Below are 15,247 nucleotides of genomic sequence, written 5' to 3' on the forward strand. Positions count from 1 at the left end.
CCTATTCCAGCCCTATTGACTCAAGGGATGAGTAATCACGTTCATAATCTGCATCAATGGGTTGCGTGATTTGCACGGCCTCAAGTAAACCCCGCCCCTCCTCATCTTCAATAAATTTCTTCACTGCACTGACCAGCCGCTCACGGTCTTCCTGCGGTACACGTGCATGCACCGCCAGTGGATGTGCGACAACACCCGGCACCTCGTAGAGGACGCGCAAATGCGCCTGCAGGCGTGGTGGCTGGTTAGCCAGTGTACTGTTTACGCCACTGCCGGCATCCACCTGCCCACGAATCACGTGTCGATAGACATTATCATGCGTGCCGACGTAAAGTGCCTCAAAATCGAGGCCCACCTCTTTGCGCAACCATGCCTGCATATACAGGGAAGCGGCAAAGGCGTTCGGTGACGGGAAGGCGATCGTTTTACCCTGCAACTCATGAATATTGTTGATGGCAGAATCCTTCCTCACCAGCAACAAACCCACCAGCTGCTTGGCAGCATCTCGCAAAAGCGGTTCGTAGTCCTGTGTGCGCCGGGCCAGTACCAGGTGATAGGGGGCAAGGTAACTGAAGTCCGGTTCACCATTACGCAAGGCGTCCAGGAACTGCCGAAAACTTGGGTAAGTTTTGATCTGGAGGTAAATACCGGTTTCCTCAGCCAGGCGTGTCACCAGTGGCTGCCAATTTCGGTAAATCAGTAGTGGCGTATATTGCGGTACCACGGCCAGCGTATAGTGGCGTTCGTCGGCCTGCACCTTGCCCTGCCAGCACAGTGCACAGAATGCCGACAAGAGCATGAGCCAGATCGCCCTATTCCGTCGCCTCACGACTGAGATGTTTGACGTGGATATCCGCAATCCAGCCTCCGCACACAGCTAAACACTGTATTTTATTCTAGTTAATCAGGTAACTATAACAGATGACTCAGGTATTACATCAAGACTAACAGCTATCTCAGCTATTAACCATGTAATTAATGCCAGAACTGCTTGTTTTTGCGTCAAACAGTCCGCTGGTGTCGCTGCCACCAGGCGCGCAGGCCGAGTAATGCGATCAGAATCAGGGCGTAGATAACGGGGTCACGGCTGTCGGCCTTGACCAGCCACAGGTAATGCAACACACCAAAGGCGGCGATCACATAAACACTGCGGTGAAGCCTTTGCCAACGCCGGCCGAGCCGGCGCATGGCATAGCGGTTTGAAGTCAGGGCCAGCGGGATGAGCAAGACAAAGGCAGAAAAGCCCACCGTGATATAGGGGCGCTTACCGATATCGACGAGGATCTCGCTGAAGAGGAATTGCTGGTCGAGCCACAGGTAGGTGAGGAAGTGCAATAACGCATAGAAAAAGGCATACAGGCCGAGCATGCGCCGCAGGCGCAGTAGCCAGACCTGGCCACTAAGCCGTTTTAATGGCGTAACAGCGAGGGTAATGAGCAGAAAACGCAGCGCCCAGTCACCGCTGCGGTGGGTGATATCCTCAATCGGGTTGGCGCTGAGTTGTCCCTGAACAATGTCCCATACCAGCCACAGCAACGGCACCAGGCAGAGGAGGAAGACTGCGGGTTTAATCCCCCAGCGCAGACTACGCTCACTGACCACGCTTAGAAGTATTTACGCAGATCCATGCCTGCATACAGGTCTGCGACCTGTTCGGCATAGCCGTTGAATAGTTTTGTCTCAACCTTCGGTTCGAAGAAACCGGCACCGAGGCGACGCTCGCGGGCCTGACTCCAACGCGGGTGATCGACGCGCGGGTTCACATTGGAGTAGAAGCCGTACTCACGTGGTCCCGCCTTTTCCCACGAGGAGACGGGGCGTTGCTCGGTGAAACGGATCTTGGCAATAGACTTGATGCTCTTGAAGCCGTACTTCCACGGCACAATCAGGCGCAAGGGCGCACCATTCTGATTCGGCAGCACCTCGCCATACAGACCGACTACCATCATAGTCAGCGGGTTCATGGCCTCATCCATACGCAGGCCTTCCGTGTAAGGCCAGTCAAGGACGCGACGGCGCTGACCGGGCATCTGCTCGGGGTCATAGAGGGTCGTGAACTCCACGTACTTGGCCTTCGAGGTCGGTTGGAAACGCTTGATCAGGTCAGCGAGTGGGAAGCCGACCCAGGGCACGACCATCGACCAGGCCTCGACACAGCGGAAACGATAAATACGTTCCTCGAGGTCGTGGGGCTTGAGGATGTCTTCGAGGTCATAGGCACCCGGTTTTTCGACCTCACCCTCGATGCTGACCTTCCACGGCCGGGTCTTCAGGGTATGTGCATTGCGCTCGGGGTCACGCTTGCCGGTGCCAAACTCGTAGAAATTGCAGTAACTGGTGATGTCTTTATAACTGTTTGGGGTATCGGTGCTACTGCTGAACGGGCCGGGCTTGACCCCGGCGATCTTCGCACGCGGGCTGGGTTGTGGCAGTGTGCCGGCCACCAGAGCCGGTGTGGTCAGCGAGGCCGCTGCCGCCAGGGCAAACTGGCCGCTTTGACGGATAAAGTCGCGACGCTGATGATAAACCTCCCGATCCGTGATCTCGGAGGGGAGGATGATATTACGGTCTTTGCTCTTAATCAGCATCGGGCATTCCTTATCACTATAATTATTTTACTTAATCCTATGACCGGTAATGTAGCAAAAAGTTGCGCCCCGTTCTCTCCTGGCTAGCCCAGGGCCACCCGGGCATTACGGAACATGCGCAACCACGGCCCATCCTCGCCCCACTCATCAGGATGCCAGGAGTATTGCAGGCTACGGAAGACGCGTTCCGGATGCGGCATCATGATAGTGAAACGACCGTCGATCGTCGTCAAACCGGTTATACCACCCGGTGAACCATTCGGATTAAATGGGTATTGCTCGGTGGCACGACCGTAGTTATCGACGTAACGCATTGTCACCAGACCCGTTTGCACGGCGCGGTCCTCACTGCTGCGGACAAACTCGGCTCGACCCTCGCCATGTGCGACGGCGATCGGCAGGCGGGACCCGCCCATGCCGGTCAATAACAGGGAGGGTGAACCCAGCACCTCAACCATCGAGTAACGCGCCTCGAACTGCTCGGAGAGATTACGCTCAAACTGTGGCCAGTGTTCAGCCCCCGGGATCAACTCGTGCAGGGATGACATCATCTGGCAACCATTACACACGCCAAGCCCCAGGGTATCGGTACGTTCGAAGAAGCTCGCAAACTGGTCACGCGCCCGCTCGTTAAACAGGACGGATTTTGCCCAGCCCTGCCCCGCACCGAGCACGTCACCGTAAGAGAAGCCCCCACAGGCGGCAAGGCCCTGGAAATCGGCCAGGTCGACACGGCCCTCAATGACATCACTCATGTGCACATCAACCGCCGTAAAACCGGCCCGATCGAAGGCCGCGGCCATTTCCAGCTGACCATTCACGCCCTGCTCACGCAGCACAGCCATACGCGGCCGCTGACCGCTGGCAATATACGCTGCGGCGATATTGTCACTGGCATCAAAACTCAAAAACGGTTGCATGCCCGGATCTTTGGCATCGAGCAGGTGATCGTATTCCTGCCGGGCACAGTCCGGGTTGTCACGCAGGGTCTGCATGCGCCAGGTGGTTTCCGACCAGGCGCGCCGGAAGGCCTGGCGGCTGTCGCTCAGCACCGCCTCGTGATCAAAGGTAAATTCAATCTGGTCCTTGTCATTCAGTGCGCCGATGACATGGCTATAGTGACCGAGACCGGCACGGTGCAGGACCTCCAGCACCTCGTCGGTATCGCTATGCCGCACCTGGATGACAGCACCAAGTTCTTCACTGAACAGGGCCGCCGCCCGGTCATCACCGAGGGCATCGAGTTGCACCGAGACACCCGTGTGGCCGGCAAAGGCCATTTCCGCGATGGTCGCAAACAGGCCGCCATCGGCACGGTCATGGTAGGCGAGCAGTTTTGCCTCGGTATTGAGTTGTTGAATCATCTCGAAAAACGTTTTTAACGCCTGCGGGTCATCGAGGTCGGCCGGGTGATGGCCGACCTGCTTGTAGACCTGGGCGAGGGCCGAGCCACCGAGGCGGTTTTTGCCCTTGCCGAGGTCGATCAGGATCAGGTCTGTATCACCCTTGTCGGTACGCAACTGCGGGGTCAGGGTATGACGACAATCGATAACCGGGGCAAAGGCCGAGATGATCAGCGACAACGGTGCGGTCACGCTGCGCGCCTCGCCGTCCTGCTCCCAGACCGTCTTCATCGACATCGAGTCCTTGCCGACCGGGATACAAATGCCCAGTTGCGGACACAGTTCCATACCCACGGCGCGCACCGTATCATACAGTCCGGCATCCTCACCCGGGTGGCCGGCCGGGGCCATCCAGTTCGCAGAGAGTTTGATATCCGCGAGTCTGCCGATACGTGCGGCGGCGATATTCGTGATCGCCTCGCCGATTGCCATGCGCCCGGAGGCGGCGTGGTGCAACAAGGCCACCGGGGTACGCTCCCCCATGGACATGGCCTCACCGACATAGTGTTCATAACCACTGGCGGTGACGGCGACATCGGCCACCGGTATCTGCCAGGGACCGACCATCTGATCACGTGCGACCAGACCGGTAATACTGCGATCACCTATCGTGATCAGGAAGGTCTTGTCGGCCACACTCGGCAGGTGCAGCACACGCATGGCCGCCTCCTGCAGGTCGATATCTGCGGTATTGAACGCCTGTTTATGGAATGTCCGGTGTTTCACATCGCGTAACATCTTCGGTGGCTTGCCGAGCAGGACATTCAATGACAGGTCGATCGGCGTATTATCAAAATGGCCATCGCCGAGGACGAGTTGTTGTTCCTCGGTGACCTCACCAATCACGGCATACAGGCAGCGTTCACGCTGACAGAGGGCCTCGAATTCTTCCAGACGTGCCGGGTCGATGACCAGCACATAACGTTCCTGGGATTCGTTACACCAGATCTCCATCGGTGACATACCCGGCTCGTCGTTCGGCACGGCACGTAACTCAAATTTACCGCCACGCTGGCAGTCATTGACGATCTCCGGCACAGCATTGGAGAGGCCACCGGCGCCGACATCATGAATACTCATGATCGGGTTGTCGTGCATGGTCGTGCACTGGTCGATCACCTCCTGACAGCGGCGCTCCATTTCCGGGTTACCGCGCTGCACCGAGGCAAAGTCGAGGTCCTCGGCACTGGTGCCGCTGGCCATCGACGAGGCCGCCCCGCCACCGAGGCCAATCAACATGGCCGGGCCACCGAGGACAATGACCGGCGCACCGGCCGGCAGGTCCAGCTTCGCGATATGTTCCTCGCGGATATTTCCCAGGCCACCGGCGAGCATGATCGGCTTGTGGTAACCCCGCACCTCGTCACCGTCCGGGCCCGGGACCCTTTCTTCAAAGGTACGGAAATAGCCGCAGAGGTTCGGCCGACCAAATTCATTATTAAAACCGGCGGCGCCAATCGGCCCCTCGAGCATGATCTCGAGTGCCGAGACGATACGGTCTGGCTTACCGAAATCGGTCTCCCAGGGTTGTTCGCCACCGGGCAGTTTCAGGTTTGAGACCGAAAAACCGGTCAGGCCGGCCTTGAAACGCGAGCCACGTCCGGTGGCCCCCTCGTCACGGATCTCACCACCCGAGCCGGTTGCCGCCCCCGCTGCCGGGGAGATCGCCGTGGGGTGATTATGTGTCTCCACCTTCATCAGGATCGGCATCTCGCCGGCCTCATAGCGATAATCATGCGTTTCCGGGTCCGGCTGGAAACGGCTCGCCGCCGAGCCCGCCATGACGGCGGCATTATCGTGGTAGGCCGACAACACACCCTCGGAGTGCAGTTCATGGGTATTACGGATCATGGCAAACAGGGAACGGTCCTGCTGCTCGCCATCAATGACCCAATCGGCGTTAAATATCTTGTGGCGACAATGCTCGGAGTTGGTCTGGGCGAACATCATCAGTTCGACGTCGGTCGGGTTGCGTTGCAGGGCAATGAAGTTCTCGACCAGGTAATCGATCTCGTCCGCGGACAGCGCCAGACCCAGTTCGGTATTGGCACCGTCCAGCGCCTCACGGCCGCCGCCGAGGACATCGACGCAGCGCAGGGGTGCCGGCTCCGCCTGGCTGAACAGATTGACGGCATCATCGAGGGACGGGAACACCGACTCAGTCATGCGATCATGCAAAAGTGCGGCGACCTTGTTCAATTCGCCCTCGGTCAGTGACTGGTCCTCGGTCTGGATATAGAAGGCCTTGCCGCGCTCCAGGCGCTGGAGCTGACCCAGACCGCAGTTATGCGCGATGTCAGTGGCCTTGCTCGACCACGGCGAGATCGTGCCGGGACGGGGCACCACCAGCAGCAGTTGTCCGCCTGGAAGGCCCTCATCGACCGCCGGCCCATAGCGCAACAGGTGTTCGAGGACCTCGGTCTGGCTGGCAGAGAGTTTCTGCTCAAGCCAGGCAAAGTGCATAAACTCGGCACGGATGGCCGTCACCGCCGGGGCCTGTTCACGAACATTGTTAAGTAACTTATTGAGCCGGAAGGCTGATAGGGCAGGACAACCACGAAGACGCAGCATGAGAACTCTCTTCAATAACGGGGAAATTCCAAGGCTGCTATGATACTGAAAGCGCCGCATCCTAGCCAGCCGCAGCGACCCACGGTTGGCGAAAAAATCCCTACTGGAGCCGATTTACTGAAATTGGCGCACCATGGTCAGCATTTTCGAGGCCAACTGTGCCAGCTGGGCACTGGCCGCCGCCACCTCGCTGCTACTGGCCACGGTTTGGGCACCGGCATCATTGATCGAGGTGATATTACGATTCGCCTCTTCCGTGACCAGGGTTTGTTCTCGGGTGGCATTGGCGATCTGGGTATTCATCTCGTTAATACGTTCAACCGATTGTGTGATGGCGTTCAGTGCCGCCTCGGCCTCGGCGGCCTTCTCAACACCCGTTTGCGCCTGCTCACGGCCGCTCATCATCACCGACACGGCGTTATCAGCGGCCGTTTGCAGGCGTTCAATCATGTCACGGATCTCTTCGGTCGATGCCTGGGTCCGGCTGGCAAGGGTCCGCACCTCATCGGCGACCACGGCAAAACCCCGCCCCTGTTCGCCGGCGCGGGCCGCCTCGATCGCTGCGTTCAGGGCCAGCAGATTGGTCTGTTCGGCAATGCTGCTGATCACCTCGACCACGCCGTTAATGCCTTCACTGTCCTGTTTCAGGGCCTCGATGGCCTCGGCAACACGGTTCACCTCAGCGGCCACCGAACGCATAACGGCAATCGTCGCCTGCATCACCTGTTGCCCTGAAGCCGTATCCGCATTGGCAGTCCGCGCGGCCTCGGAGGCCTGTTCGGTATTGCGTGCCACTTCATGCACCGAGGCGCTCATTTCGTTCATGGCCGTCGCGACCTGGTCGGTCTCACCCTGCTGTCGGGTTATACCATCCAGAGACTGTTGCATGACCTCAGCTGTTTCGGTTGCCGTCTTCTCAAGTTGCTCGGCAGAATAGGCCGTACGTTGCAAAATCGTCGTGCTGCGTGCCTGCAGAAAGTGTTGTACCAGTTGTAACTGGCCGAGTGCGTCCATACGACCACTATAAATAAAACGCATAATCGGGTTATTGAAAATACCCTCGGACTCACGGGCAGCCCTGGTCAGTGGTCTCAGTAACCAGCCTGACAATCCCCAACCAGCGGCCGTCAGACCAGCAAAACCGGCCACCGCGCTCAGCATGTTCATCGAGGTAGTGGCAAACAGGATGCCAAAGGCCAGACCAGCAAGTATGGCAAAACCGAGACTAAAGCGCCCGACCAGACCCGGATGCTTCCAGGCTTGCAGGATCGGCTTGCCGGCATTTATACGCGCATAGAGTTTTTCTGCGCGCTTAACGTGTTCACGATTGGGCACCACCCGCACAGATTCATAACCGGTGATATCCCCCTGTTTATTCAACAGCGGTGTGACATAGGCATCTACCCAGTAGTGATCGCCATTCTTGCAGCGGTTTTTGACGATCCCCATCCAGGGGTGATGACCCTGCTTAATGGTCGTCCAGAGATTATCAAAGGCCGCCGGTGGCATATCCGGGTGACGGACAATGTTATGGTTGGTGCCCTCAAGTTCCTCATGGCTGAAACCACAGACGTCAGAAAAGACATCATTGGCCTCGGTAATAATGCCTTTCAGGTCGGTTGAAGACACCAGCCGATCCGTGTCACTGAAGGTCTTTTCGTTACCCGTGACGGGGAAGTTCTTTTTCATTGTCTTGCTCTCAAGATATTTTTTCCGCGCGCACGCGGCTTATTGCAGTTTGAATTGTGCCAACAAGTCTTGTAACTGCTGTGCGAGTCGTGACTGTTGCTCGCTGGAGGCCGAGGTTTGTTGTGCGTTTTCCATACTCTCATGACCGATGCGGCTGATGTTTATGACGTTACGGTCCACATCCTGGGCGACGTTACTCTGTTGCTCCGAGGCATGGGCGATCTGCGCATTCATGTCATTGATACTGGATACGGCACGGGTGATGGCCTCGAGCGACTCACCGGCCTTGGCCGCCTGTTCGACACTGCCGGCCGCCTGGCTGCGTCCGGACTCCATCGCCGTCACGGCCTGACGGGCGCCCCCCTGGACACGGCCAATGATCTCCATGATCTCTTCGGTAGACTGCTGAGTGCGGCTGGCCAGGGTACGGACCTCATCGGCGACCACGGCAAAACCACGCCCCTGTTCGCCGGCACGCGCGGCCTCGATGGCGGCATTCAGCGCCAACAGGTTGGTCTGCTCGGCAATCCCCTTGATGACATCAATGACCTTACCTATGTCCTCGCTATCCGCTTCAAGCTGATCGATCACCGACGCGGCCTGCTCCACTTCATTGGCCAGGGACTCAATCGAGGATACCGTCGCACTCACCACGCCCTTGCCGTTATTGGCCTCACGATCGGCCTCCTGTGCCGATTCCGCAGCGATCGTGGCATTGTTCGCCACTTCCTGTACGGTGGCCACCATTTCGTTAATCGCCGTCGCCACCTGATCGGTTTCGTTTTGCTGTTCGGTGATCCCGGCATTGGTCTGCTCAGCCGCCCGCGACATCTGAGCCGCCGAGGCAGACAATTCTGAGGTCACACCATTAATGACTATCAACAGGTCAGCCATCTTGCCAACGAAGGTGTTAAAGGCATTGCCCAACTGTGAAATTTCATCACGACCCTTTTCACTCAGTCGCTGAGTCAGGTCACCCTCGCCCTCGGCGATATCCTTCATCGCCGCCACGGCATCGCGCAAACGACCGGTAATGGTAGAGCAGGTCGCCCAGGCACTGCCCAGCCCCATAATCAGGCCAAAGATAAGCATGCTGATCGTCAGGGTGTGCATGGCAGACAGGTCCGCTGACATGGACTCAACCGATTCGTTAACACGACCTTGCTGCAGACTGACCAGTTGCTCAATATTCTTCTTCACCTTGCCGAGCAAGGGGCCGATCTCACTACGCACCAGCCAGGCATCGGTACGCCACTGCTCACTGCCGTGCACGGCGATCAGCTCCTTGAGGTTGCCCATGAACGTCTCAACCAGATCATTGACCTGTGTAAGCGATTCAGACTGATCCAGGGTCAATTCATCGCCGTAGGCGTTCAACCTTCCAATCAGGCTGGTGGTACTCTCGGAATAGAGTTTGACCTCATTCAAGGAAGTCTCGGCACGAAAGGCCATGTAGGCGCGTACGCCATTCATCACATTCGCCCAGGCATAACGCAGGTCATTAATGTCATTGAGGATAGTCTTGCGCCGGGCGCTGGCCTCTTCATCCTCTTCGGCCACCAGCATCTGGCCAAGGTTTTGCAGGATCTGCTGGCTGAGCGGGTTCAGGTTCTGCCCAGCATAGAGCATGCCCGGAATATTCTTTGCCTCATCCCGGGTCAGCTCGATCATCCGCTCCTGATAGCCACGGTAGCTGGCGACATCTTGTGCGATCAAGTCTACCAATGCTGAAGATTCGGCATCGGCCTGCAGACTCGGCATGGCCTGCAACTGACCGACCGTGGCCACGATATCCTTTAAACCATTTTCGTAGGCCACACGGTGCGCGTCCTCTCGACTCAACAGGAAGAAACCCATGCTCTGTGCGCTGCTATTGAGCTGGTCACTCAGTTGCATGGACAGCAACATGGCGGGCTGATTTTCCTCGACAATCCCGGTAAAGGACTTGCGAATCCCCGTTTCGCTGACCAGCACGGTGGTAGAGATCACCACCAGAATGGCCAGGACGGCGATAAAACTTGCCCACAGCTTGTGGCGAATGGAAAAACGTGCAAATAAATTATTCACGGAATCAAACATGACAATCTTCATTGTAACTACCCCGGGGTACTCATCTCGGTCGTAAGGTTAAAGTTTGCATAAGGCGTTCGATCCCTCTCTGCGCACACTGACTGCCCGGTGCGTACTACTACCATTATGCTGCCTTCCTGCTAAGCGTTATCGGCAGGAAAAAAGAAAACTTTATATCCGTAACAAAAAAAAGGTATTGAGATAAATTCTCAGTACATAAGGGGGTTATTGCTGCAGGCTATGCCAGTCGAGGCCGGTGGCCTGCTCGGCGACCCGGACCTCGTCGGCCCGGCAACCCAGCCCCTCCGCGAGGGCCGCACAGGCCAGCGGGGCGGTGTTGTTCTTGTCACTGATATGGGCGGCAACGAGGTAGCGCAACCGTGAGGTATCCAGTTCGGCAATGATATCCCGGGACTGAACATTACTCAGGTGGCCAAAACGTCCGCCGACACGCGCCTTCAGCGAGGCCGGGTATGGGCCTTCGGCCAGCATCCCGGTATCGTGGTTACACTCCAGTATCAGGGCGTCACAGCCGCCCAGGGTATCGAGGATATGCTGGGTGCAACTGCCGGTGTCGGTGAGTACACCCAGGCGCAGGTCGCCATGGGAAAACACAAATTGCACCGGCTCGCGGGCATCGTGGGGAACGGGAAAGGGCTGCAGGTCGATATCGCCAATCGAGAAGGCGTCATGGCTGTGGAACAGGTGGCGCTCGGGCAGTTCACCGGTTTTATTGGCAGCGGCCGTGCCATGCGTCAGGTAAACGGCCAACCCGTGTTTACGTGCCACCGCACCGACACCATTGATATGATCGCTGTGCTCATGGGTGACGACAATCGCAGTGAGATCCGCCGGTGTCAGGCCGAAGGCACCGAGACGCTTGCGCGTCTCGGTCTCGGAAAATCCACAGTCGAGCAGGAGTCGGGTATCGCCTGCCTCAATCAGGGTAGCGTTACCACGACTGCCACTGCCGAGTAAGGCAAAGCGCAAAGGCCGACCTTACTTGAGCTGTTCGTGCAACAGGCTGAGGATACGGTAAGCCGTGTTCGACTTCTCCGTTTCACCCTTGTCATTCAACACCACCACCTGGGTCTGTATATCCTGCTCCTGCAGGCGGATCAGGTAGGTGCTCTTGTCCTGCACGTCGTCATCACCGCTGAAGATGTTGAAGGTCAGCTTGTCGAGCAGGCCTTTCTCTTTCTTCGCATTGCTGTCCTTGATCGGGTCGATGTAACGCACGTAGTACAGGCCACGCGAGCGGTCACGGTCTTCGACAGTAAAACCAACACGGTCCAGCGCCAGGCCGGTACGGCGCCAGGCACGGGCAAAGTCATCCTTCACGGTGAGGCTGGCATCGCCGTCCACACCCTGGCTGAGCACGGCGCGTTCGACCCGGTTCTGACGACTGGCAAACTGGTTGCGGGCCTTGTCTTCCTCGACACCGAAGAACACCATCATACGACGCAGCATTTCCACTTCCAGTTCCGGGTCAGACGGACGCGGTTTCCAGATGGTGCTGCTGCCGGTCGACTGGTCGATAACCTCTTCGGCGCCACGGTGGGTCAGGAACAACTCGGTGGTGCCCGCCTCGCTACCCTGCTCAAGACGCACACGGTACTTGTCGCGCGTGGCCGAGGAATAAATAGAATCAAACAACTTGCTGATATTGCGGGTGATGAAATCCTGCGGGATATCGGCGCGGTTTTCGGCCCAGTCGGTCTCGAGGATACCAATGCGCGGGTCTTCACGTTTAATGAGCAGGCCGCTCTGCAGCCAGAACTCGCGCATGCGCGGCCAGACCTCCTGCGGTGAACCCTGGATCACCAGCCAGCGCGTGTTTTTATCACGCATGACACGGATGTTGTCCTGCTTGGGCAACACACCCGCGGTACGGATGGTCTGCGTATCAACGCGCTCACGACGATAGTCGGAAAGGCTGGCGCTACCTGACGCCGGTGCGATATCGGGCACCACCAGGCCATCATCAATGCTTGACGAGGTCAGGTCGGGCGGGACCTCCAGAGTCGGGGCCTCACTGGCCTCACGGTAATCCGTTTTCTTTTTATCCGGCAGGAACTCTTTCTTAGCCTTATCGAAGGTTCCACAACCGGTCGTCCATGCCAGCACTATACTCACACACAAAATTCTTGCTACGGCCTTCATTATGTTACCCCAGTTACTTTTCATCCAGCACGCCGGCCATTCTCAGCGCAGCGCGTACTGACTCATGATACGGTTCTGACAACAAGGTCATCGGCAGGCGGATGCCGGTCGGGATCTTGCCCATTTCCATTAATGCCCATTTCACAGGGATTGGATTTGCCTCGAGAAACAGGTCCCGGTGCAGTGCCTCCAGTGGCGCATTGATCGCACGTGCCTTGTCGGCATCGCCCGCCAGGGCCGCCGTACACATCGCGTGCATGGCGGCAGGCGCCACATTGGCGGTCACGGAGATATCCCCCTTGGCCCCGGCGAGGATGCAATCCAGCGCGGTCGCATCATCACCACTATAAAGGTCAATCTTATCACCACAGCGGTCAAGAATCTCGCCTGCCCGCGCGAGGTTACCCGTAGCCTCCTTGATACCGACAATATTCGGGATCTCGGCGAGGCGTACCACGGTATCGGGCAGCATGTCACAGGCGGTCCGCCCTGGTACATTGTAAAGGATCTGTGGCACCGGTACGGCCTCAGCCACGGCCTTGTGGTGCAGGTACAGGCCCTGCTGGGTCGGCTTGTTGTAATAGGGCGTGACCAGCAGGCAGGCATCGGCCCCGGCCTGCATGGCGCAGCGGGTCAGTTCAATGGCCTCGCGGGTGGAATTGGCACCGGTGCCGGCAATAACGGGGATCCGCCCGGCGACATGCTGCACGGTCAGGCGGATGACGTGGCAGTGCTCCGCCGGGTCGAGGGTGGCCGACTCGCCGGTCGTGCCAACAATCACAATGGCATCGGTGCCCTGTTCGACGTGCCAGTCGATTAATGCGCGCAGGGATTCCTCATCGACGGCCCCGTCCGGGTGCATCGGTGTGACCAGCGCGACCATACTGCCGTGAAACATCTATAAATCTCCGCAAAAACTTAGCAGGCGCATGGTACTTTCGCCCCCGCCCGAACACAAGCCAAAGCATGCCAACAGGCGATAAACTGTTACTATGGCCGTATTCAGCAATTCAGCGTGTCTTGGTGTAAATAGGCGTGTTTAATGACATAAATCGCCACAGCCATATGGAACACAGCATGAGCCAGGATTCCCCCAAAACGCCGAAAAACGTCCGCGAAATCCGCATCAACCCGGTCCTGCCCAGCGAGTCGGTGCTGGTTGCCACGGCCCGCGGCATGCGCCCACGCAAGGAGGAAGAACGCCTCGAGCGCAAGACCGAGGCCCACGTCGAGCGCTGCCCCTTCTGTACCGGCAACGAGGACAAGACCCCGCCGACTATCGCCGCCTGGCCAAATGAGCAGGACTGGGACGTGCGCGTGGTGGAAAACCTCTACCCGGTGCTCGGCGAAGAACCCCCGGACAGCAACCTGGTCTTCGGCCTGCAACAGGTGATCGTCGGTTATGGTCGCCACGAGGTCATCATCGACCACAGTAACCACGGCATCAGCATGTACGAAATGAGTCGGGAACATCTCGTCACCCTGCTCCTGGCCTACCGCGAACGCATGATTGCCCTTTACGAGGCCGACAAGCGTATTCGCTACGTGCTCGTCTTCAAAAACTTCGGCCCGGCCGCCGGGGCGAGTATCCCGCATACACACAGCCAGGTCATCGCCATGCCGGTGGTACCGGAGAACGTCCTCAACGAGGTGCAATACGCCCGCCTGCATCATGACAAACACCATCAGTGTATCTACTGCTCGCTGATCAACGAGGCCCTGACCTTCGAGGCGACGATTTATGATCGCGACTCCGGCGAGATCCGTCGCAAGATCAATGTTGGCCAGTACATCATCGATCGTGGTGAAAAGTTTATCGCCATCAAGCCCTTCGCCAGTCGTTACGAATGGGAGGTCCACATCCTGCCGCTGCAGCACGAGGCCGATTTCACCAACATCCACGAGGAAGACCTCGAAGACCTGGCGCGTATCCTGAAACGCACCATGGCCCGGCTGGACGCCGTCATCGGTGGCGCGCAGTACAACTTCTTCCTCCACTCGCTACCGCATGGCGAGGAATATGCCGATGGTGCACCGAGTTATCACTGGCACCTGGAGATCTGCCCGCGCACCAGTATCCCCACCGGCTTTGAACTGGGCTCCGGTCTGTTCGTCAGCACCATCAGCCCGGAAGATGCCGCCGCACAACTCCGTGCAGTACAACTTGATGACTGACGTGCTAGACTGGATTTCAGGAGACTGAGCGCGCACATGAATAATTATCTTGTTATATCGGCCATCGGTGCCGACCGGCCAGGCATCGTCAATGCCCTGTCCTCAAACATTCTCGAACATAACTGCAATATCGTCGATAGCCGCATGACCGTGCTCGGTGGTGAGTTCGCAATTATCATCATGATTTCAGGAAGTTGGGACAAGATTGCCAAGCTGGAAGGCTCACTGCCTTCACTCGAAAATAAGCTCGGTTTGACCATCATCAGCAAACGCACCGAACAACGTGGCAAGCCAGGCAAAATGCTGCCTTACCTGGTCGAGGTCATCTCCATGGACCACGAGGGGATTGTCTATAATGTCGCCGAGTTCTTCTCCAGTCGCCAGATCAACATCGAAGACCTGTCCACCGGCAGTTATTCCGCTGCGCATACCGGCACACCGATGTTCAACATGAATATGATCATCAGTATCCCGGCGGAAATCCAGATCGGCGAATTACGTGAACAATTTACTGAATTTTGTGATGCACTAAACCTTGATGCGGTGATGGAACCGGTCAAGGCCTGAGACAAAAAATACGACGAGGAC

The 15,247-nt window shown here is 57.7% G+C and carries 11 protein-coding genes; 2 read left to right on the top strand and 9 right to left on the bottom strand.

The genetic code is table 11. From position 1 onward, the window contains the following. Position 1 precedes the first annotated feature (1 nt). The 9 genes from EL386_RS10970 to dapA form a co-directional block, all read right to left on the bottom strand. A complete protein-coding gene (locus tag EL386_RS10970) occupies positions 2 to 799 on the bottom strand; it encodes a phosphate/phosphite/phosphonate ABC transporter substrate-binding protein (protein WP_126456172.1) in 798 nt (265 codons plus the stop codon). 203 nt (positions 800 to 1,002) lie between these two features. After that, positions 1,003 to 1,602 carry a protein-methionine-sulfoxide reductase heme-binding subunit MsrQ gene (locus EL386_RS10975; protein WP_126456174.1) on the bottom strand — a complete coding sequence of 200 codons (600 nt, stop codon included), beginning with the start codon at positions 1,600 to 1,602 and terminating at the stop codon, positions 1,003 to 1,005. 2 nt (positions 1,603 to 1,604) lie between these two features. Further along, positions 1,605 to 2,588, bottom strand: coding sequence for a protein-methionine-sulfoxide reductase catalytic subunit MsrP (msrP, locus tag EL386_RS10980; RefSeq protein WP_126456175.1), 984 nt, complete (start codon positions 2,586 to 2,588; stop codon positions 1,605 to 1,607). 83 nt (positions 2,589 to 2,671) lie between these two features. Next, a complete protein-coding gene (gene purL, locus EL386_RS10985) occupies positions 2,672 to 6,562 on the bottom strand; it encodes a phosphoribosylformylglycinamidine synthase (RefSeq protein ID WP_126456177.1) in 3,891 nt (1,296 codons plus the stop codon). Positions 6,563 to 6,676: 114 nt separating this feature from the next. Continuing rightward, a complete protein-coding gene (locus EL386_RS10990) occupies positions 6,677 to 8,251 on the bottom strand; it encodes a methyl-accepting chemotaxis protein (RefSeq protein ID WP_126456179.1) in 1,575 nt (524 codons plus the stop codon). Positions 8,252 to 8,290: 39 nt separating this feature from the next. Continuing rightward, positions 8,291 to 10,342, bottom strand: a complete 2,052-nt coding sequence (locus EL386_RS15640; protein WP_232020196.1) for a methyl-accepting chemotaxis protein — start codon at positions 10,340 to 10,342, stop codon at positions 8,291 to 8,293. Positions 10,343 to 10,546: 204 nt separating this feature from the next. Further along, positions 10,547 to 11,311: an MBL fold metallo-hydrolase gene (locus tag EL386_RS11000; protein WP_126456181.1), complete on the bottom strand. Its 765-nt coding sequence runs from the start codon at positions 11,309 to 11,311 to the stop codon at positions 10,547 to 10,549. A gap of 9 nt (positions 11,312 to 11,320) precedes the next feature. Next, positions 11,321 to 12,508 carry an outer membrane protein assembly factor BamC gene (gene bamC / locus EL386_RS11005; RefSeq protein WP_197722072.1) on the bottom strand — a complete coding sequence of 396 codons (1,188 nt, stop codon included), beginning with the start codon at positions 12,506 to 12,508 and terminating at the stop codon, positions 11,321 to 11,323. Then, positions 12,498 to 13,382, bottom strand: coding sequence for a 4-hydroxy-tetrahydrodipicolinate synthase (dapA, locus tag EL386_RS11010; RefSeq protein ID WP_126456183.1), 885 nt, complete (start codon positions 13,380 to 13,382; stop codon positions 12,498 to 12,500). Before dapA ends, bamC begins: the two co-directional genes overlap by 11 nt. A gap of 179 nt (positions 13,383 to 13,561) precedes the next feature. On the opposite strand from dapA, the gene EL386_RS11015 reads away from it, so the two are divergent. Both EL386_RS11015 and EL386_RS11020 read left to right on the top strand, forming a co-directional pair. Beyond that, a complete protein-coding gene (locus EL386_RS11015) occupies positions 13,562 to 14,659 on the top strand; it encodes a galactose-1-phosphate uridylyltransferase (RefSeq protein ID WP_126456184.1) in 1,098 nt (365 codons plus the stop codon). Between the two features lie 36 nt (positions 14,660 to 14,695). After that, the gene (locus EL386_RS11020) at positions 14,696 to 15,226 is read left to right on the top strand and encodes a glycine cleavage system transcriptional repressor (RefSeq protein WP_126456186.1); all 531 of its coding nucleotides are present in this window, start codon (positions 14,696 to 14,698) and stop codon (positions 15,224 to 15,226) included. Positions 15,227 to 15,247 lie beyond the last annotated feature (21 nt).

The organism is Sulfuriflexus mobilis, assembly GCF_003967195.1.
Classification (GTDB): domain Bacteria; phylum Pseudomonadota; class Gammaproteobacteria; order AKS1; family AKS1; genus Sulfuriflexus; species Sulfuriflexus mobilis.